The sequence below is a fragment of the Aurantibacillus circumpalustris genome (genome assembly GCF_029625215.1).
GTDB lineage: Bacteria > Bacteroidota > Bacteroidia > B-17B0 > Aurantibacillaceae > Aurantibacillus > Aurantibacillus circumpalustris.
Window position 1 is genome coordinate 2,353,934 of record NZ_CP121197.1, and the last position, 12,465, is coordinate 2,366,398.

Annotated in this window: 12 protein-coding genes; 9 read left to right on the forward strand and 3 right to left on the reverse strand. The window is 34.0% G+C overall.

Going from position 1 to position 12,465, the window contains the following annotated elements:
- Nucleotides 1–66: 66 nt before the first annotated feature.
- Nucleotides 67–1,479: an exonuclease domain-containing protein gene (locus tag P2086_RS09830; RefSeq protein ID WP_317896564.1), complete on the reverse strand. Its 1,413-nt coding sequence runs from the start codon at nt 1,477–1,479 to the stop codon at nt 67–69.
- Between the two features lie 98 nt (nt 1,480–1,577).
- On the opposite strand from P2086_RS09830, the gene P2086_RS09835 reads away from it, so the two are divergent.
- The gene (locus P2086_RS09835) at nt 1,578–2,651 is read left to right on the forward strand and encodes a PA0069 family radical SAM protein (RefSeq protein ID WP_317896565.1); all 1,074 of its coding nucleotides are present in this window, start codon (nt 1,578–1,580) and stop codon (nt 2,649–2,651) included.
- 108 nt (nt 2,652–2,759) lie between these two features.
- Here the strand turns inward: P2086_RS09835 and P2086_RS09840 are convergent, their stop codons facing one another.
- A complete protein-coding gene (locus P2086_RS09840; RefSeq protein WP_317896566.1) occupies nt 2,760–3,491 on the reverse strand; it encodes a uroporphyrinogen-III synthase in 732 nt (243 codons plus the stop codon).
- Nucleotides 3,492–3,567: 76 nt separating this feature from the next.
- Here P2086_RS09840 and P2086_RS09845 point away from each other — a divergent pair, with 76 nt between their 5' ends.
- The 5 genes from P2086_RS09845 to P2086_RS09865 all read left to right on the forward strand — a co-directional run bounded on the left by P2086_RS09845 (nt 3,568) and on the right by P2086_RS09865 (nt 8,015).
- Nucleotides 3,568–4,605 carry an MBL fold metallo-hydrolase gene (locus P2086_RS09845; RefSeq protein WP_317896567.1) on the forward strand — a complete coding sequence of 346 codons (1,038 nt, stop codon included), beginning with the start codon at nt 3,568–3,570 and terminating at the stop codon, nt 4,603–4,605.
- Between the two features lie 10 nt (nt 4,606–4,615).
- Complete coding sequence (locus tag P2086_RS09850; protein ID WP_317896568.1) at nt 4,616–4,909, forward strand: RNA polymerase alpha subunit C-terminal domain-containing protein; 294 nt, start codon at nt 4,616–4,618, stop codon at nt 4,907–4,909.
- A 78-nt stretch (nt 4,910–4,987) separates the two neighbouring features.
- Nucleotides 4,988–5,806, forward strand: a complete 819-nt coding sequence (locus tag P2086_RS09855; RefSeq protein ID WP_317896569.1) for an NYN domain-containing protein — start codon at nt 4,988–4,990, stop codon at nt 5,804–5,806.
- Nucleotides 5,807–5,894: 88 nt separating this feature from the next.
- Entirely contained in the window at nt 5,895–7,676 is a 1,782-nt protein-coding gene (locus P2086_RS09860) for a chloride channel protein (protein ID WP_317896570.1), read from the forward strand.
- A 69-nt stretch (nt 7,677–7,745) separates the two neighbouring features.
- Nucleotides 7,746–8,015 (forward strand): hypothetical protein, encoded by a 270-nt coding sequence (locus P2086_RS09865; RefSeq protein ID WP_317896571.1) that lies wholly within the window; start codon nt 7,746–7,748, stop codon nt 8,013–8,015.
- Here P2086_RS09865 and P2086_RS09870 read toward each other — a convergent pair.
- Nucleotides 8,012–8,674, reverse strand: a complete 663-nt coding sequence (locus P2086_RS09870; RefSeq protein ID WP_317896572.1) for a carboxypeptidase-like regulatory domain-containing protein — start codon at nt 8,672–8,674, stop codon at nt 8,012–8,014. The two genes, P2086_RS09865 and P2086_RS09870, sit on opposite strands and share 4 nt — an antisense overlap.
- Nucleotides 8,675–8,816: 142 nt before the next feature.
- Here P2086_RS09870 and P2086_RS09875 point away from each other — a divergent pair, with 142 nt between their 5' ends.
- The 3 genes from P2086_RS09875 to P2086_RS09885 all read left to right on the forward strand — a co-directional run bounded on the left by P2086_RS09875 (nt 8,817) and on the right by P2086_RS09885 (nt 12,465).
- Nucleotides 8,817–9,533, forward strand: coding sequence for a hypothetical protein (locus P2086_RS09875; RefSeq protein WP_317896573.1), 717 nt, complete (start codon nt 8,817–8,819; stop codon nt 9,531–9,533).
- 6 nt (nt 9,534–9,539) lie between these two features.
- Complete coding sequence (locus P2086_RS09880) at nt 9,540–11,696, forward strand: cation:proton antiporter domain-containing protein (RefSeq protein ID WP_317896574.1); 2,157 nt, start codon at nt 9,540–9,542, stop codon at nt 11,694–11,696.
- A gap of 127 nt (nt 11,697–11,823) precedes the next feature.
- The gene (locus P2086_RS09885; RefSeq protein WP_317896575.1) at nt 11,824–12,465 is read left to right on the forward strand and encodes a DUF6962 family protein; all 642 of its coding nucleotides are present in this window, start codon (nt 11,824–11,826) and stop codon (nt 12,463–12,465) included.

Here is a 12,465-nt window from a genome sequence, read left to right on the forward strand (position 1 = left end):
AAATAAATTTTATGATTTTTTTAATTCTTTCTGAAAAAAATCACAGACAGTAAATGTTATGCAATGTTAGTCAAATTCGTATGATTCATTATTCATAGGTGTTTCAAGGTTAATGATTGCTTTTTTACCCTTATTTAGAAACTGTCTTATCAAGTCATCCGCATCAGGATAATACCTGACATTTTTTATAAATCCTTTAAATTCTTCCGGATTGGAAATTTGTTCGAAGCTATCGTAATACCCATAACCTTTGTAATGCGCGTTTTCAACTAAAACTACCGAATGTTCTGTCGCAGTTCTTCCTTTATCGAGAATGACAAAATTTTTCAATTTAAAAAGATACTCATCGAGAAGGATTTGAGCACGTGTATTGTAAATTTCAACCTCCTCAAAATCAGCGCAAATGCCCTTACACTTTTTTATTTGATGGTTAAAACAAATCGACTCTTCAGAAGTTAAGCCACAGTGCTTGAGGCAGAGTTCATATTTATCAAGTAAAATTTCCAAACGATCGCGAGCACTTCCATAACTGGTAAACGTAAGAAGCGGACTCTCACTTTCCTCAAAAGGCACTATTTTAAAATTGAGTATTCCTTTTTTATCAGTAAAATAATCAATGCAGTGCGTAAACTCTTCCGATTTACGCATCCGGTTATACCTTGGTTTGTGTTTTTTTATTTCTTCAGATTCCAACAACAAAGCAATTAACTCGCTTCCAGTAGCAACATAATCTACATTGTATAAATCATTAAGCATTTTTTTACCCTTTTGCGTGTCTGTATTAAAATGAGATTGTGCTCGAGAGTATATGTTGGTGCTTTTTCCAACATAAATGATTTCACCCGTTTTATTAAAAAAGTAATACACGCCGCATTCTTCTGGAAGCTTATTCAAAATATACTGTTTGATTTTATCGATACGCCGAACCATTATTTCTTCCACACCCATATTTTTGTATTGTGGGTGTTGACCTTTTAACTGAATAAGCAAATCGAATAAAATAGCCGTAGCTTCTGCATCGCCTTGAGCACGGTGTCTGCCAAATATTTCAATTCCTAAAGAAGCACATAAATGACCAAGACTGTATGAGATCCTTCCAGGCATCAGTTTTCTGCTTAAACGAACAGTACATAAAGTCTCCCTTTTGTATTTATAACCTAAAGAATTAAATTCTTCTTTTATAAAACCGTAATCAAAACCGACATTATGCGCCACAAAAATGCAGCCTTCCGTCATTTCCAAAATTTTAGGAGCAATCTCATGAAAGCGAGGTGCGTCTGCTACCATGTCGTTTGTGATGCCTGTAAGGCCTGTAAAATAGCTGCTAATGTTGCATTCTGGATTTATGAGTGTGGTAAATCGTTCAATAACGCTTAGGCCATCGTGTTTTAAAATACAAATCTCAGTAATCCTGCCTTTTCTGAATTCAAATTTTCCCCCGCAGGTTTCTATGTCGATGATGGCGAACATGTAATTCATTCAAAAATAGAATTTAAAATTAAGAGTCGAAAATAATACTATAATTTGTAGCAAGCTATTGCTATGTACTGGTTGTAACTTCGTGTAATTCAATATCTATGGAAACTCTAGTAGCAGATAATTTTATTAAGGGCAGAGGTGCGCAAATAATCGCGCACAATAAATTTAATAAACAGCACTACGTGCAAGACCATGTAGAAGGTCTTGATGAAGGATTTCTAATAAAAGAAAAAACCGAAATAATTTACACCTGGCCAAAAACAGTCATTAATAAAGTAGAAAGTGACGATCTGGGTTTTGGTTATTCTTTAAATCCTTATCAAGGTTGTGAACACGGTTGTATCTATTGTTATGCCAGGAACACCCATGAATATTGGGGTTACAGTGCTGGTTTAGATTTTGAAAGAAAAATTCTGGTCAAAAAAAATGTCATTGAAGTCCTTGAAAAAACCTTTAGTAAAAAAAAGTGGAAAGCGAAACCACTCATGCTCTCCGGAAATACAGATTGTTATCAACCCATAGAAAGAGAATTGGAGTTAACTAGAAACATTTTAAAAACCTGTTTAAAATACAAACATCCTGTATCGGTAATAACTAAAAATGCGTTAATAAAAAGAGATTTAGATGTGTTGTCACGTTTAGCAGAACACAATCTCGTACATGTAATGGTGTCTGTTACCGGAACAGATGAAAAAGTAAAACAACTCTTAGAACCGAGAACTGCAAGCTACAAAAGTAGAATAGGGGTTATTGAAACTTTGTCCAAATATAAAATACCGTGCGGCGTAATGGTAGCTCCAATTATACCGGGAATAAATTCACATGAAGTTTCTGCTGTGCTTGAACAGGCTGGCAATGTAGGCGCTACAGCTGCGGGAATGACAATTGTGAGATTAAACGGAGCTGTTGGTGATATTTTTAAAGACTGGTTATTTAAGAGTTTTCCTGACAGAGCAGAAAAAGTTTGGTCGCAAATTTGCGACTGTCATGGCGGTAATGTAAACGATAGTCGATTTGGAGTCCGTATGCGTGGAGAAGGTAAAATAGCTGAATCAATTGCTCAGTTGTACAGAGTGGCAAAAGAAAAATTTATTAAACCGCTAGAAAATTTTGAATTAAATTGTAATGATTTTAATTACAAGGCAAATCAAATACAATTGAGTTTATTTTAGTCAAAAGACTGCCACGGATTACACGAATTAGCGCGAAAGCATTTTCTTTGTGAGAGTTGGTGGCAAAAATCCCGAAGCCAATAGTTATAAGCTCCACCTCTGGGTTATTTAATTCCCTGAATTTATTTTAGAAGACGGAACTTTTACTTCTAGTTGTTCCACAATGGTGTTTAGTAATCCAATTTCATCGAATGAACTTGGTAAGCCAATATTTTTTATTCCGTAATTTTTTAATTGATTGTAAGTTGTGCTCCCAATGGCAACAAATTTTTGGTCTGCCGCTGGTTTGTATTTTTCTAAGTAGGCTTGAGCGTTTGAAGGACTGGTAAATACAAGTAATTCCGACTGTGGAATTTCAAAATCAATACGGCGGGTTGTTTTGTAAACAAATAAATTGTGACAGATGTTTGTGAAGGATAATTGTCTTTGTATAGTTTGCAATGAATCAATTGCTTGTGGAAACAATACAGTGTCGTCCTTAATAAAATCAGCGAATTTTTTAGCAATCAAAGTAACATCAACCCCTTCACCAATAAAATCAGCGGTTTTGCCAAACTCCACTAAGTACTCAGCAGATGAAGGACTCATTACGGCAAATTTAACACCCTCCGCAAGTTCAGGATTTTGAGCAAAAAAATGACGAATGGAGTTTTTACTAGAAAAAAAGATCCACTTAGTAACGGGTGTATGCGTAAAACGAATTTGACTTACAGTAATAAGTGATTCATTTAAAACTTCATAACCCATAGAGTTTAGCTTAATTAAAAGTGGACTTATAGGAGTTAAGTTTCTTGAGATAAAAATGCTTTTCTTATCAAAGGAAACATCTGAAATTGTCATAAACTTAATGCTGTGAATTGTATGATTGTATACACAAATATAAAAAAAATTAAGAAATTTACTTCAAAAAAAGCTTATGTCTTTAAGTATATATGGCAAACTGCCTTCTGGTGAACGACTTAGAATAATTAAAAATTCTCCTAATTATAAAAATGGGTCTTTTCAAAATATTTCAAAAACAAATGCTATGGCAGAAGATGCTTCCTTTTTTAAGACCATGCGCGAGTTTTTAAATAAATCAAAAAATGTAAAGCCTCCAAAAACACTACCCTTTGTAAAAACAGATCTTAAAAAATTACCAGATGATAAAACCACACTCATTTGGTTTGGACATTCTTCTTATTTATTAAAAATAAATGGCTTAATAATTTTGGTAGACCCTGTTTTTAGTGGCAACGCAGCTCCTATATCGTTTATGGTGAAAGCCTTTGATGGTTCTAATGAATATCAGCCAGAAGATTTTCCTAAGATTGATATTCTTTTATTAACGCATGATCATTACGATCATTTAGATTATAAAACAGTAGTAAAACTTAAACTCAAAATAAATAAAATTGTTTGTTCCTTGGGAGTAGGCTCACACCTTGAGCATTGGGGATTTTCTCAAAAAATAATTCATGAATTAGATTGGTGGGAAACATTTACTGAACAAGAAATAAATTTGACAGCAACTCCAGGAAGGCATTTTTCTGGACGCGGAATAAAACGTGGACAAAGTTTATGGTCAGCATTTATTTTAAAAACTAAAAAGTATAATTTGTTTCTGGGAGGAGATTCTGGATACGATACCCACTTTAAAACTATTGGAGAAAAGTTTGGCCCCTTCGATCTTTCAATTTTGGAATGCGGACAATACAATAAGTCCTGGCCGAATATTCACATGATGCCCGAAGAAACTGCCCAGGCCGCGATTGACATTAAATCTAATGTACTATTACCGGTGCATTGGGGAAAATTTACTTTAGCCATGCACGATTGGGATGAACCCATAAATCGATTAACGAAAAAAGCCGAAGAACTTAATTTAAAAGTGGCAACGCCAAAAATTGGCGAACCTTTAGTTTTCGAAAAGCCAATGCCATCAGAAAAATGGTGGAATTTTAAGAGCAAGTAATCCTTTTAAAATGAAAACAAAAAAAATAAGTTTAAGGATTTGTAAAAAGGGACATAAGTATTCTAAAAGCAGCGATTGCCCGGTATGTCCAATTTGTGAAGCTGAACATAAGCCTGAAAGTGGATTTCTATCATTACTTTCTGCGCCTGCAAGAAGAGCGCTCGAAGGTAACGGAATTACTAGTTTGAATAGACTTTCGGAGTTTAGTGAAAAAGAGATCTTAAAATTTCATGGCTTAGGGCGGGCATCCCTACCAGTGCTGAATAAGGCATTAAAAGGTGTGAAATTATCCTTTCGTAAATAATCACATAGAGTAGTTGCTTTTTTGTTTAAAAACACGCTCTTAAAATTCTACTATCTTTACAAGAGAAACTAATAAGGAATGATAACAGAGAATTATAAAATAGCCGTTTTAATTGATGGAGATAATGCAGAAGCAAATCTTATTGATCAAGTGTTGAACGAAGCTTCTAAATTTGGTCGTGTAACTGTAAAGCGTATATATGGCGATTTTACAACGGGACACATGAATAACTGGAAAGATAAATTGAATAGTTACGCCATTCGTCCCATTCAAAAATTTGCATATACAAAAGGAAAAAATTCTACCGACACTGCTTTGATTATTGATGCAATGGATATTCTTCACTCAAAATTAGTGGATGGTTTTTGTATTGTATCAAGCGATAGTGATTACACTGGAATAGCTCATAGGATGCGTGAAGAAGGTTTGTTTGTGATGGGAATTGGAAAATCGCATACACCCGAGGCCTTTGTAAAAGCTTGTGATAATTTTACCTATACCGAAATTCTTGCACCGAAACAGTACAAGAATGTAAAATCGAAAGAAAATAAAAAGGAAAAACAACCGAGACATAAAAAGCAAAATCAGGAAGTAAATAAAGTAGTTAAGTCAGATACACCAAACAAATTAGGTTTAACAAATCTTGTTACTAAAAAACCGATTGATCTTGATCTTATTGATAGTGCGTTCGAAATGGTGTATGATGACATGACTGGGCAAGCTTTGGCAAGTCAGCTTGGCGCCGCTTTAAAGAAAGTAGATCCAACATTTGATATACGAAACTATGGGCATTCTTCGCTCGGGGATTTTTTACAAGCCTTAACTCCGCATTTTGAAATTGTCTCTAAAAATGAAAAAAACGGACAAATTTCAATTAGAAAAGGAAAAGCGCACTAGTTTAAGAATCGTTTTTTTATAGTTTTATAGTTATGAAGTTCAAAAGAAATTACAGTATTCAACTAGCAAAATATTATTTTTGAACGGTATGAAATTTATTTTTTCACTTTTATTTGGCGGAAATAAACCTATTATTTGGATTCAACATAAGCTGAATCCGAAGCAATTTTTAATTTTTAGTGCGATATTAATTGGACTTACAGCTGGTTTGGCCGCAGTGCTTCTCAAATTATTCGTTCATTTCCTTTTAAAGAATATTTCTGCTATTTCTAATAACCAGCAAATTTTTATTGCCATGTTTCCAATAGTAGGAATAGCGCTGTGTGCCCTTTATATTCATTACCTAAATGGAAATAAATTGGGAAAAGGGATTGCGAATATTCTGCATGCCATAGCTAAAAAATCCAGCATTCTACCTAAAGATCAAACTTACAGTCATGTTATTACCAGTGCTCTTACAGTAGGTTTTGGAGGATCATCAGGATTAGAGTCACCTATTGTGACCACCGGTGCTGCTATTGGATCTAATTTTGGAAGAATTTATAAACTCAGTTATAAAGAACGAACTCTTTTATTAGCTTGTGGCGCTGCAGCTGGTATTGCCGGAGCATTTAATACACCCATTGCCGGGGTTTTATTTGCTTTAGAAGTATTAGTTGTTGAGGCTAACATTACAGCATTTATACCCATTTTAATTTCAGCTGCATCGGGCGCCTTATGCTCTAAAGTAATTTTGCAAGAAGACGTGTTGCTGAATTTTAGATTAAGAGAACCTTTTGACTATATCAATGTTCCGTTTTATCTTTTGTTAGGGATTGTTTGTGGACTCAGTTCTTATTATTACGCTAAAACTTTCATTAGAACTGAAAATTATTTTAAGAAGTTTGAGAATAGAAAAATACTGAGAGTGTTGGTTGGTGGTGTTGGACTTTTTGTTTTGATTTGGTTAATTCCACCTCTATTTGGTGAGGGCTATAACAGTATTAAACTGCTTGCGAATTTTAATGCAGAATCTGTTTTTAGAAATTCAGGTTTATCCTTTATAAAGTTTACAAAACCAATTCTATATTTATCATTAATCTGTGTAGTTCTTTTAAAGCCTATTGCCACAGCATTTACGGTGGGAAGTGGAGGTAATGGTGGAAATTTTGCGCCTTCTTTATTTATGGGGGCTTTTGTTGGTTTTCTATTTTCTTCTCTCATTACTGATTTAGGAATTCCACTACCTGTAAGTAATTTTACACTTGTTGCAATGGCTGGAATTTTAAGTGGTGTATTTCATGCACCCTTAACAGGTATATTTATTATTGCTGAGGTTACTGGCGGTTATGAACTCATTATTCCGTTGATGATGGTTTCCGCATTGAGTTATGCTGTTTCAATTTATTTTATGCCGATGAGTATTGACATGATGAAATTAGTGGAAAAAGAAAAAATTGTCACAACAAATATGGATTCCTATTTACTAAGCAATATCGATCTTAGCGAATTTGTCGAAAGTGATTTTTCAGAGGTAAAGCACGATGCCACTTTGAGGGGATTGGTAGAATTTATTGCTGTATCAAAAAGAAATATTTTTCCTGTATTGGATAAGAATGGGGGATTAAAGGGGTTGATAACTGTTGATGATATACGTGAGGTAATGTTTAAACAAGCTCTTTACGATAAAATAACGGTAAAGGAATTGATGCGTAGACCTTCTTATATAATCACCGAAAAAGATGACATTCGTTCCGCGATGAAATTATTTGATGAATCGCATCTTTGGAATATACCTGTAGTGATGAATGGTATTTACAGAGGTTTTATTTCAAAATCTACAATTCTTGAGAAGTACAGAGAAGTTTTGATTAAAACTTCATTGGATTAATGTTGTAACTTTTTTAAAAACAAAACATTATACAACTGACATTAAAAAAACCGGAACCAATTTTACGAAATGAAATTTATTTATAAAGTACTCATCGTTTTATTTACACTTACAGCCTACCAAACGTACGCTCAGGATGATATGTTTAAAAAAGACCGCAAACGCGTTTGGCGTAAGTGGCGGAGCAACAGACAGTCGTACAATCCGTATTTAGATAAGAAAGCTAAAAATAAGCCGAGTGCAAAAATAGCAAGGAGTAGTAAAAAAGATGATAGAAAAATAAACAGGGCGGTTAGAAAACAAAAGAAAAAACTAAAAAAGAAAAATCCTCATCACTAGTTTGTCTTTTTCTTCGGATTGGCGCTCAATTTTCCACTTCGCCACGAATTAATAAACTCCGCCCACTTTATAGGATTCAATAAATTATTCATAGGCTGCTGGCCACTAGTATAAACCTTTGTGTAATAGGCTTGCATAACGTATTTGTAATTTTCAGAAGCACTGGCAGTTTGTGTTCTTTCGAGATAAGAAAGTTCCTCACGTGTTAAATTTTTGTCGGCGCGATCTCCGTCCGTATCATTTAAATCTAAAGCAAGAAAGGCTCTTTTGAATTCATCACGTGTCGGCCATGAGTATATTTCAACAGTAGGTAATTCGAATGTATCTTTTGTGAGCACTTGAATGGCGTAATAATATTTTTGCTTTAGAGTGTCAGAAATTTTATAAGATCTGCTTTTGTGTGTTATTGAAGAAAATTGAATTTCATCACCAGATTTAATAATCAGACTAAAAAAACCGTTTACAAGACTCACCGTGCCGCGTTCTGTGCCTTTAATAACGATGGAAACAAATGGAATGGGTGTTAAACTATCCTGATCTAGCACCATACCCGAGAATTGGATAAGAGTAGGGGGAGATTTAGCAACTGATTTGGTTTGTGCTATTCCTAATGCTGTAACTAAACACAGTGCGATTATCGTTTTAATTCTTTTTTTCATATCTGGCACTGATTATTGTTTAGATGGTAATTTTAACAATTTGATTAGGTTAAAAATAATCATAGTTTTGGTGAGGTGAAAACTCTTAACATATTTTGGGCGCACCTAACATTGAAGCTTAATTTAAACTAAATTTGTAGCGATGTCAAGATTTATTTTATACCTGATAATTTTGTTTTTTTCGTGGCATTTTTCATTTTCTCAGAATTGGAATACTCCCAAAAAAAGCTTGAAGCCGGTTGAAAAAAGACACGCGAAGAAAACCAATCTTGGTTTTGGATTTGGCGTTACGCGCAGCGTTGTTTATTTAGCACGAAATGTAAAACCTGATAATGACGCAACTGGATTTAATACGTCTCTAGTATACGGCGGTTCTAAATTATTAAGGATTTGTCTTGAATATACGCGCTATGCAAAAATTGATATAGCGCCTACCTGGTATAACATTAATGCGAATACAATTGAGTTGAATGCGCAAGCCTTAGCACGTTTCAGGAGTAAGAAAGCTTATTTTTACCCAATGCTTGGTGTTAGTTACAATACGTTTGCCGGAACATATACTGGTATAAACGATTACTTAAATCTTGGAAAGCTTTATGAAAAAAACGAACGGGTAGTAGCTAGTTGGATAGGGATCAACGTAGGAACGGGGTATGAGTATTATTTTAAACCTGGCAGTATTTTTCTGGATTATAAAATGCGAATAGGTTTAACCAAGGGGACTAATCAAATCAATATTCAAGATGTATGCATATCAGCAGGCTTGAGGTTTAATTTAAGGGCGCCATCTTTCTACAGTATTTTTGCTTACAAAGGAACTCGTAGTCGGTATTTGCTAGATACAAGCGATGAAGATTAAAACCTAATGGAATCCATTCAACATTATTTATTTTCGCTCAATCAGTTTCTGAATGTGTATTTGCCACTAAAGAATCCGGTTCTGATTTTAGCGCTTACTCTTCTCATAATTCTTTTTTCACCTCTATTATTCAAACGCTTTCGAATACCGGGTATTATTGGTCTTATCATTTCAGGCGTTTTAATAGGACCGAATTTTTTTCACATTATCGAGTCCACGAATAGTTTTGAGTTATTATCTAAAACGGGTCTTTTGTATATTATGTTCTTGGCAGGACTTGAGATTGATATGCAGGAGTTTAGTAATAACCGAAGTAAGAGTTTAGTGTTTGGTGCTTTTACATTTTTAATACCAATTTCAATTGGTTATTTGGTTTGTGTGTATGTCTTTCATTTTCCAGTATGGTCGTCCTTATTGCTGGCAAGCATGTTTAGTACACATACACTTTTGAGTTACCCAATTGTAAGCAATATGGGAATTATTAAAAATCGCGCCGTGCAAGTAACTTTCGGCGGCACTATTATTACAGATTCAGCAGTTTTAATTCTACTAGGGATAATTACCAACATTGTAACAGGAGAAATCGATAATGGTTTTTGGTTAAAAATTACTATATCCCTTGGCTTACTGCTGTTCGCAACACTTTATTTATTACCGAGAATAAGTCGCTGGTTTTTTCGAAATATTGAAGCTCAGGCAAGTTCGCATTATATTTATGTGTTAGCAGTTGTTTTTATTTCCGGATTTTTAAGTGAGTTGGCTGGTGTAGAACCTATTATTGGTGCGTTTTTGGCGGGATTAGGTTTGAATAAAATAATTCCACACACAAGTATCTTAATGAATCGTGTTGTATTTATAGGTAATACCTTATTCATTCCCTTTTTTCTTATAAGCGCCGGAATGTTGGTTGATCTGAAATTGTTTTTTAAAGGTTCAGAAGCTTTAATATTCGCAGGGATTTTATCTGCGGTGGGTCTTTTTACAAAATATGCAGCCGCATGGCTTACCTCTAAAGTATACAAATACACAAAACACGAACGTAATCTTATATTTGGTTTAAGTGTGTCTCATGCAGCGGCAACCCTTGCTATTATTAAAGTAGGCTTCGATATTAAACTATTTGATCAGAATGTAGTAAACGGAACAATTATATTAATTCTGGTTTCTTGTCTGGTAAGCTCATTTATAACAGAAAGAGCCGCACGTAATATTGCTATTGAGGAAAAAGAAGTGATACTGAAAAACTCAGACAAGGTAGAAAGAATTTTAATACCTGTGAGTAATCCAGACAATATCCAAAGATTAATAGATCTTGCGCTTTTAGTTAAAGATCAAAAATCGACAGAACCCTTATACCCCTTGTCTATTGTTGAAGACGACGCAGATGCGGACGAAAAATTAAATATTGTTAGAAAGGTAATTGAAGGTGTTGCTGAACAAATTGCTAGCGGAGATAAAAAAGTTGAGATATTAAAAAAAGTTGACTTAAGTATCGTTGATGGTATAGTTCGAACGTCAAGGGCATATAATATTTCAGATATATTAATTAGTTACAAAGCTCAACAAGGATCTTCGAATCTATTCGGAAACGTGGCCGCGAGTTTATTAGTAAAGTCAAAACAGTCTATTTTGATTTCAAAAATTTTACAGCCTCTAAATACTTTTGAAAGAATCATAGTAATATTATCACCAAATGCCGAACTTGAAAATGGATTTACGCGTTCCGTGTTTAAAATCAATGCGCTTATAAAACAGCTAGGAAGCAGCGCTATGATTTATGGAAGTGCAAACACCATTCAAATTTTTTCAGAAATAATTGGGGATAAAAAGAAAGTGTTTTATAAATACAATAAACTAGAAAACTTTGACGATATAAATGAGTTGAATACTACTAAGGAAGATGATCTGTTTGTATTTTTGAGTGCCCGTAAACAAACGTTGAGCTACGACTATTTAGTAGATGAAATGCCAAAGAAATTAAATAAGTCTAATGAGTTTACAAGTTTTATAATAATTTACCCTGATATTTCTAAAACTTTGCACGAAGGAAGGATAACTGACATAACTTCTACATCCATCGATCAACGCTATGTACAGGTAAAACAGTTTACAGGAAAAATTACTGGTATTTTCAAAAAAGAAGGTGATGAGGATCTTACCTAGCACATCACAAAATAATTGCATTTGAATTTAATGCAAAAAACCCCTATTTTTGGCCGTCCTTATGGAGTTTGGTACTACATATATTTTTCTGTTTGGCTTCAAATTTTTTGAGCCACTTGTGCTTTTAATGAACACTCTTTTTTTTGTTTTGTGTGCTATTTATTATGGGCGCTTAACGAAATTCAAACTCCCTTATTCTAAACAAATGGCTTTGTTTATGCTTTTACTTGGAATTAGTAGCTTTTTTGGTGGCATTGGTCATACCGTTCAAAAACAAATGGGAGATGGTTTTTTTGAAACAATTCTCTTTGTTATGAATGCTTTTAGTATTCTATCCATTTATTTTTGTTTTAAATCGGCATACACTATTTTTAACTTGGATGTTAGATCGTCGAATAAGTATGTTTATTTTGTAATGGTATGGATATTGCTACTTTTAATTTATTGCGGTGTACAGGGTAGTTTTTTAATAATAAAAATTCACGCTGGAATTGTTTTGTTGTACGCACTCATAGTGCATTATTTAGTTTACAGGCGCAATAAAGATAAAGGGAGTGAATTAGTAGTTCTGGGAATTCTTATTTCTTTTTTGCCCCTCATTGTTCACTCATTACGAATTTCTTTGCACGACTGGTTTAATCACAAAGACATGGCACATGTAATAATGATCATTTCTCTTTATGTGATCTACAAAGGAGTGTTTCAAATTTCTAAAGTCTTATCTACTGAAGAACAAGAAACCGAGGAACAAAGCGCAATTAAGATTTAA

Coding starts and splice junctions, on each gene's coding strand:
- P2086_RS09830 (WP_317896564.1), bottom strand. CDS start 1,479: ATGAATTACATGTTCGCCATCATCGACATAGAAACCTGCGGGGGAAAA.
- P2086_RS09835 (WP_317896565.1), top strand. CDS start 1,578: ATGGAAACTCTAGTAGCAGATAATTTTATTAAGGGCAGAGGTGCGCAA.
- P2086_RS09840 (WP_317896566.1), bottom strand. CDS start 3,491: ATGACAATTTCAGATGTTTCCTTTGATAAGAAAAGCATTTTTATCTCA.
- P2086_RS09845 (WP_317896567.1), top strand. CDS start 3,568: ATGTCTTTAAGTATATATGGCAAACTGCCTTCTGGTGAACGACTTAGA.
- P2086_RS09850 (WP_317896568.1), top strand. CDS start 4,616: ATGAAAACAAAAAAAATAAGTTTAAGGATTTGTAAAAAGGGACATAAG.
- P2086_RS09855 (WP_317896569.1), top strand. CDS start 4,988: ATGATAACAGAGAATTATAAAATAGCCGTTTTAATTGATGGAGATAAT.
- P2086_RS09860 (WP_317896570.1), top strand. CDS start 5,895: ATGAAATTTATTTTTTCACTTTTATTTGGCGGAAATAAACCTATTATT.
- P2086_RS09865 (WP_317896571.1), top strand. CDS start 7,746: ATGAAATTTATTTATAAAGTACTCATCGTTTTATTTACACTTACAGCC.
- P2086_RS09870 (WP_317896572.1), bottom strand. CDS start 8,674: ATGAAAAAAAGAATTAAAACGATAATCGCACTGTGTTTAGTTACAGCA.
- P2086_RS09875 (WP_317896573.1), top strand. CDS start 8,817: ATGTCAAGATTTATTTTATACCTGATAATTTTGTTTTTTTCGTGGCAT.
- P2086_RS09880 (WP_317896574.1), top strand. CDS start 9,540: ATGGAATCCATTCAACATTATTTATTTTCGCTCAATCAGTTTCTGAAT.
- P2086_RS09885 (WP_317896575.1), top strand. CDS start 11,824: ATGAACACTCTTTTTTTTGTTTTGTGTGCTATTTATTATGGGCGCTTA.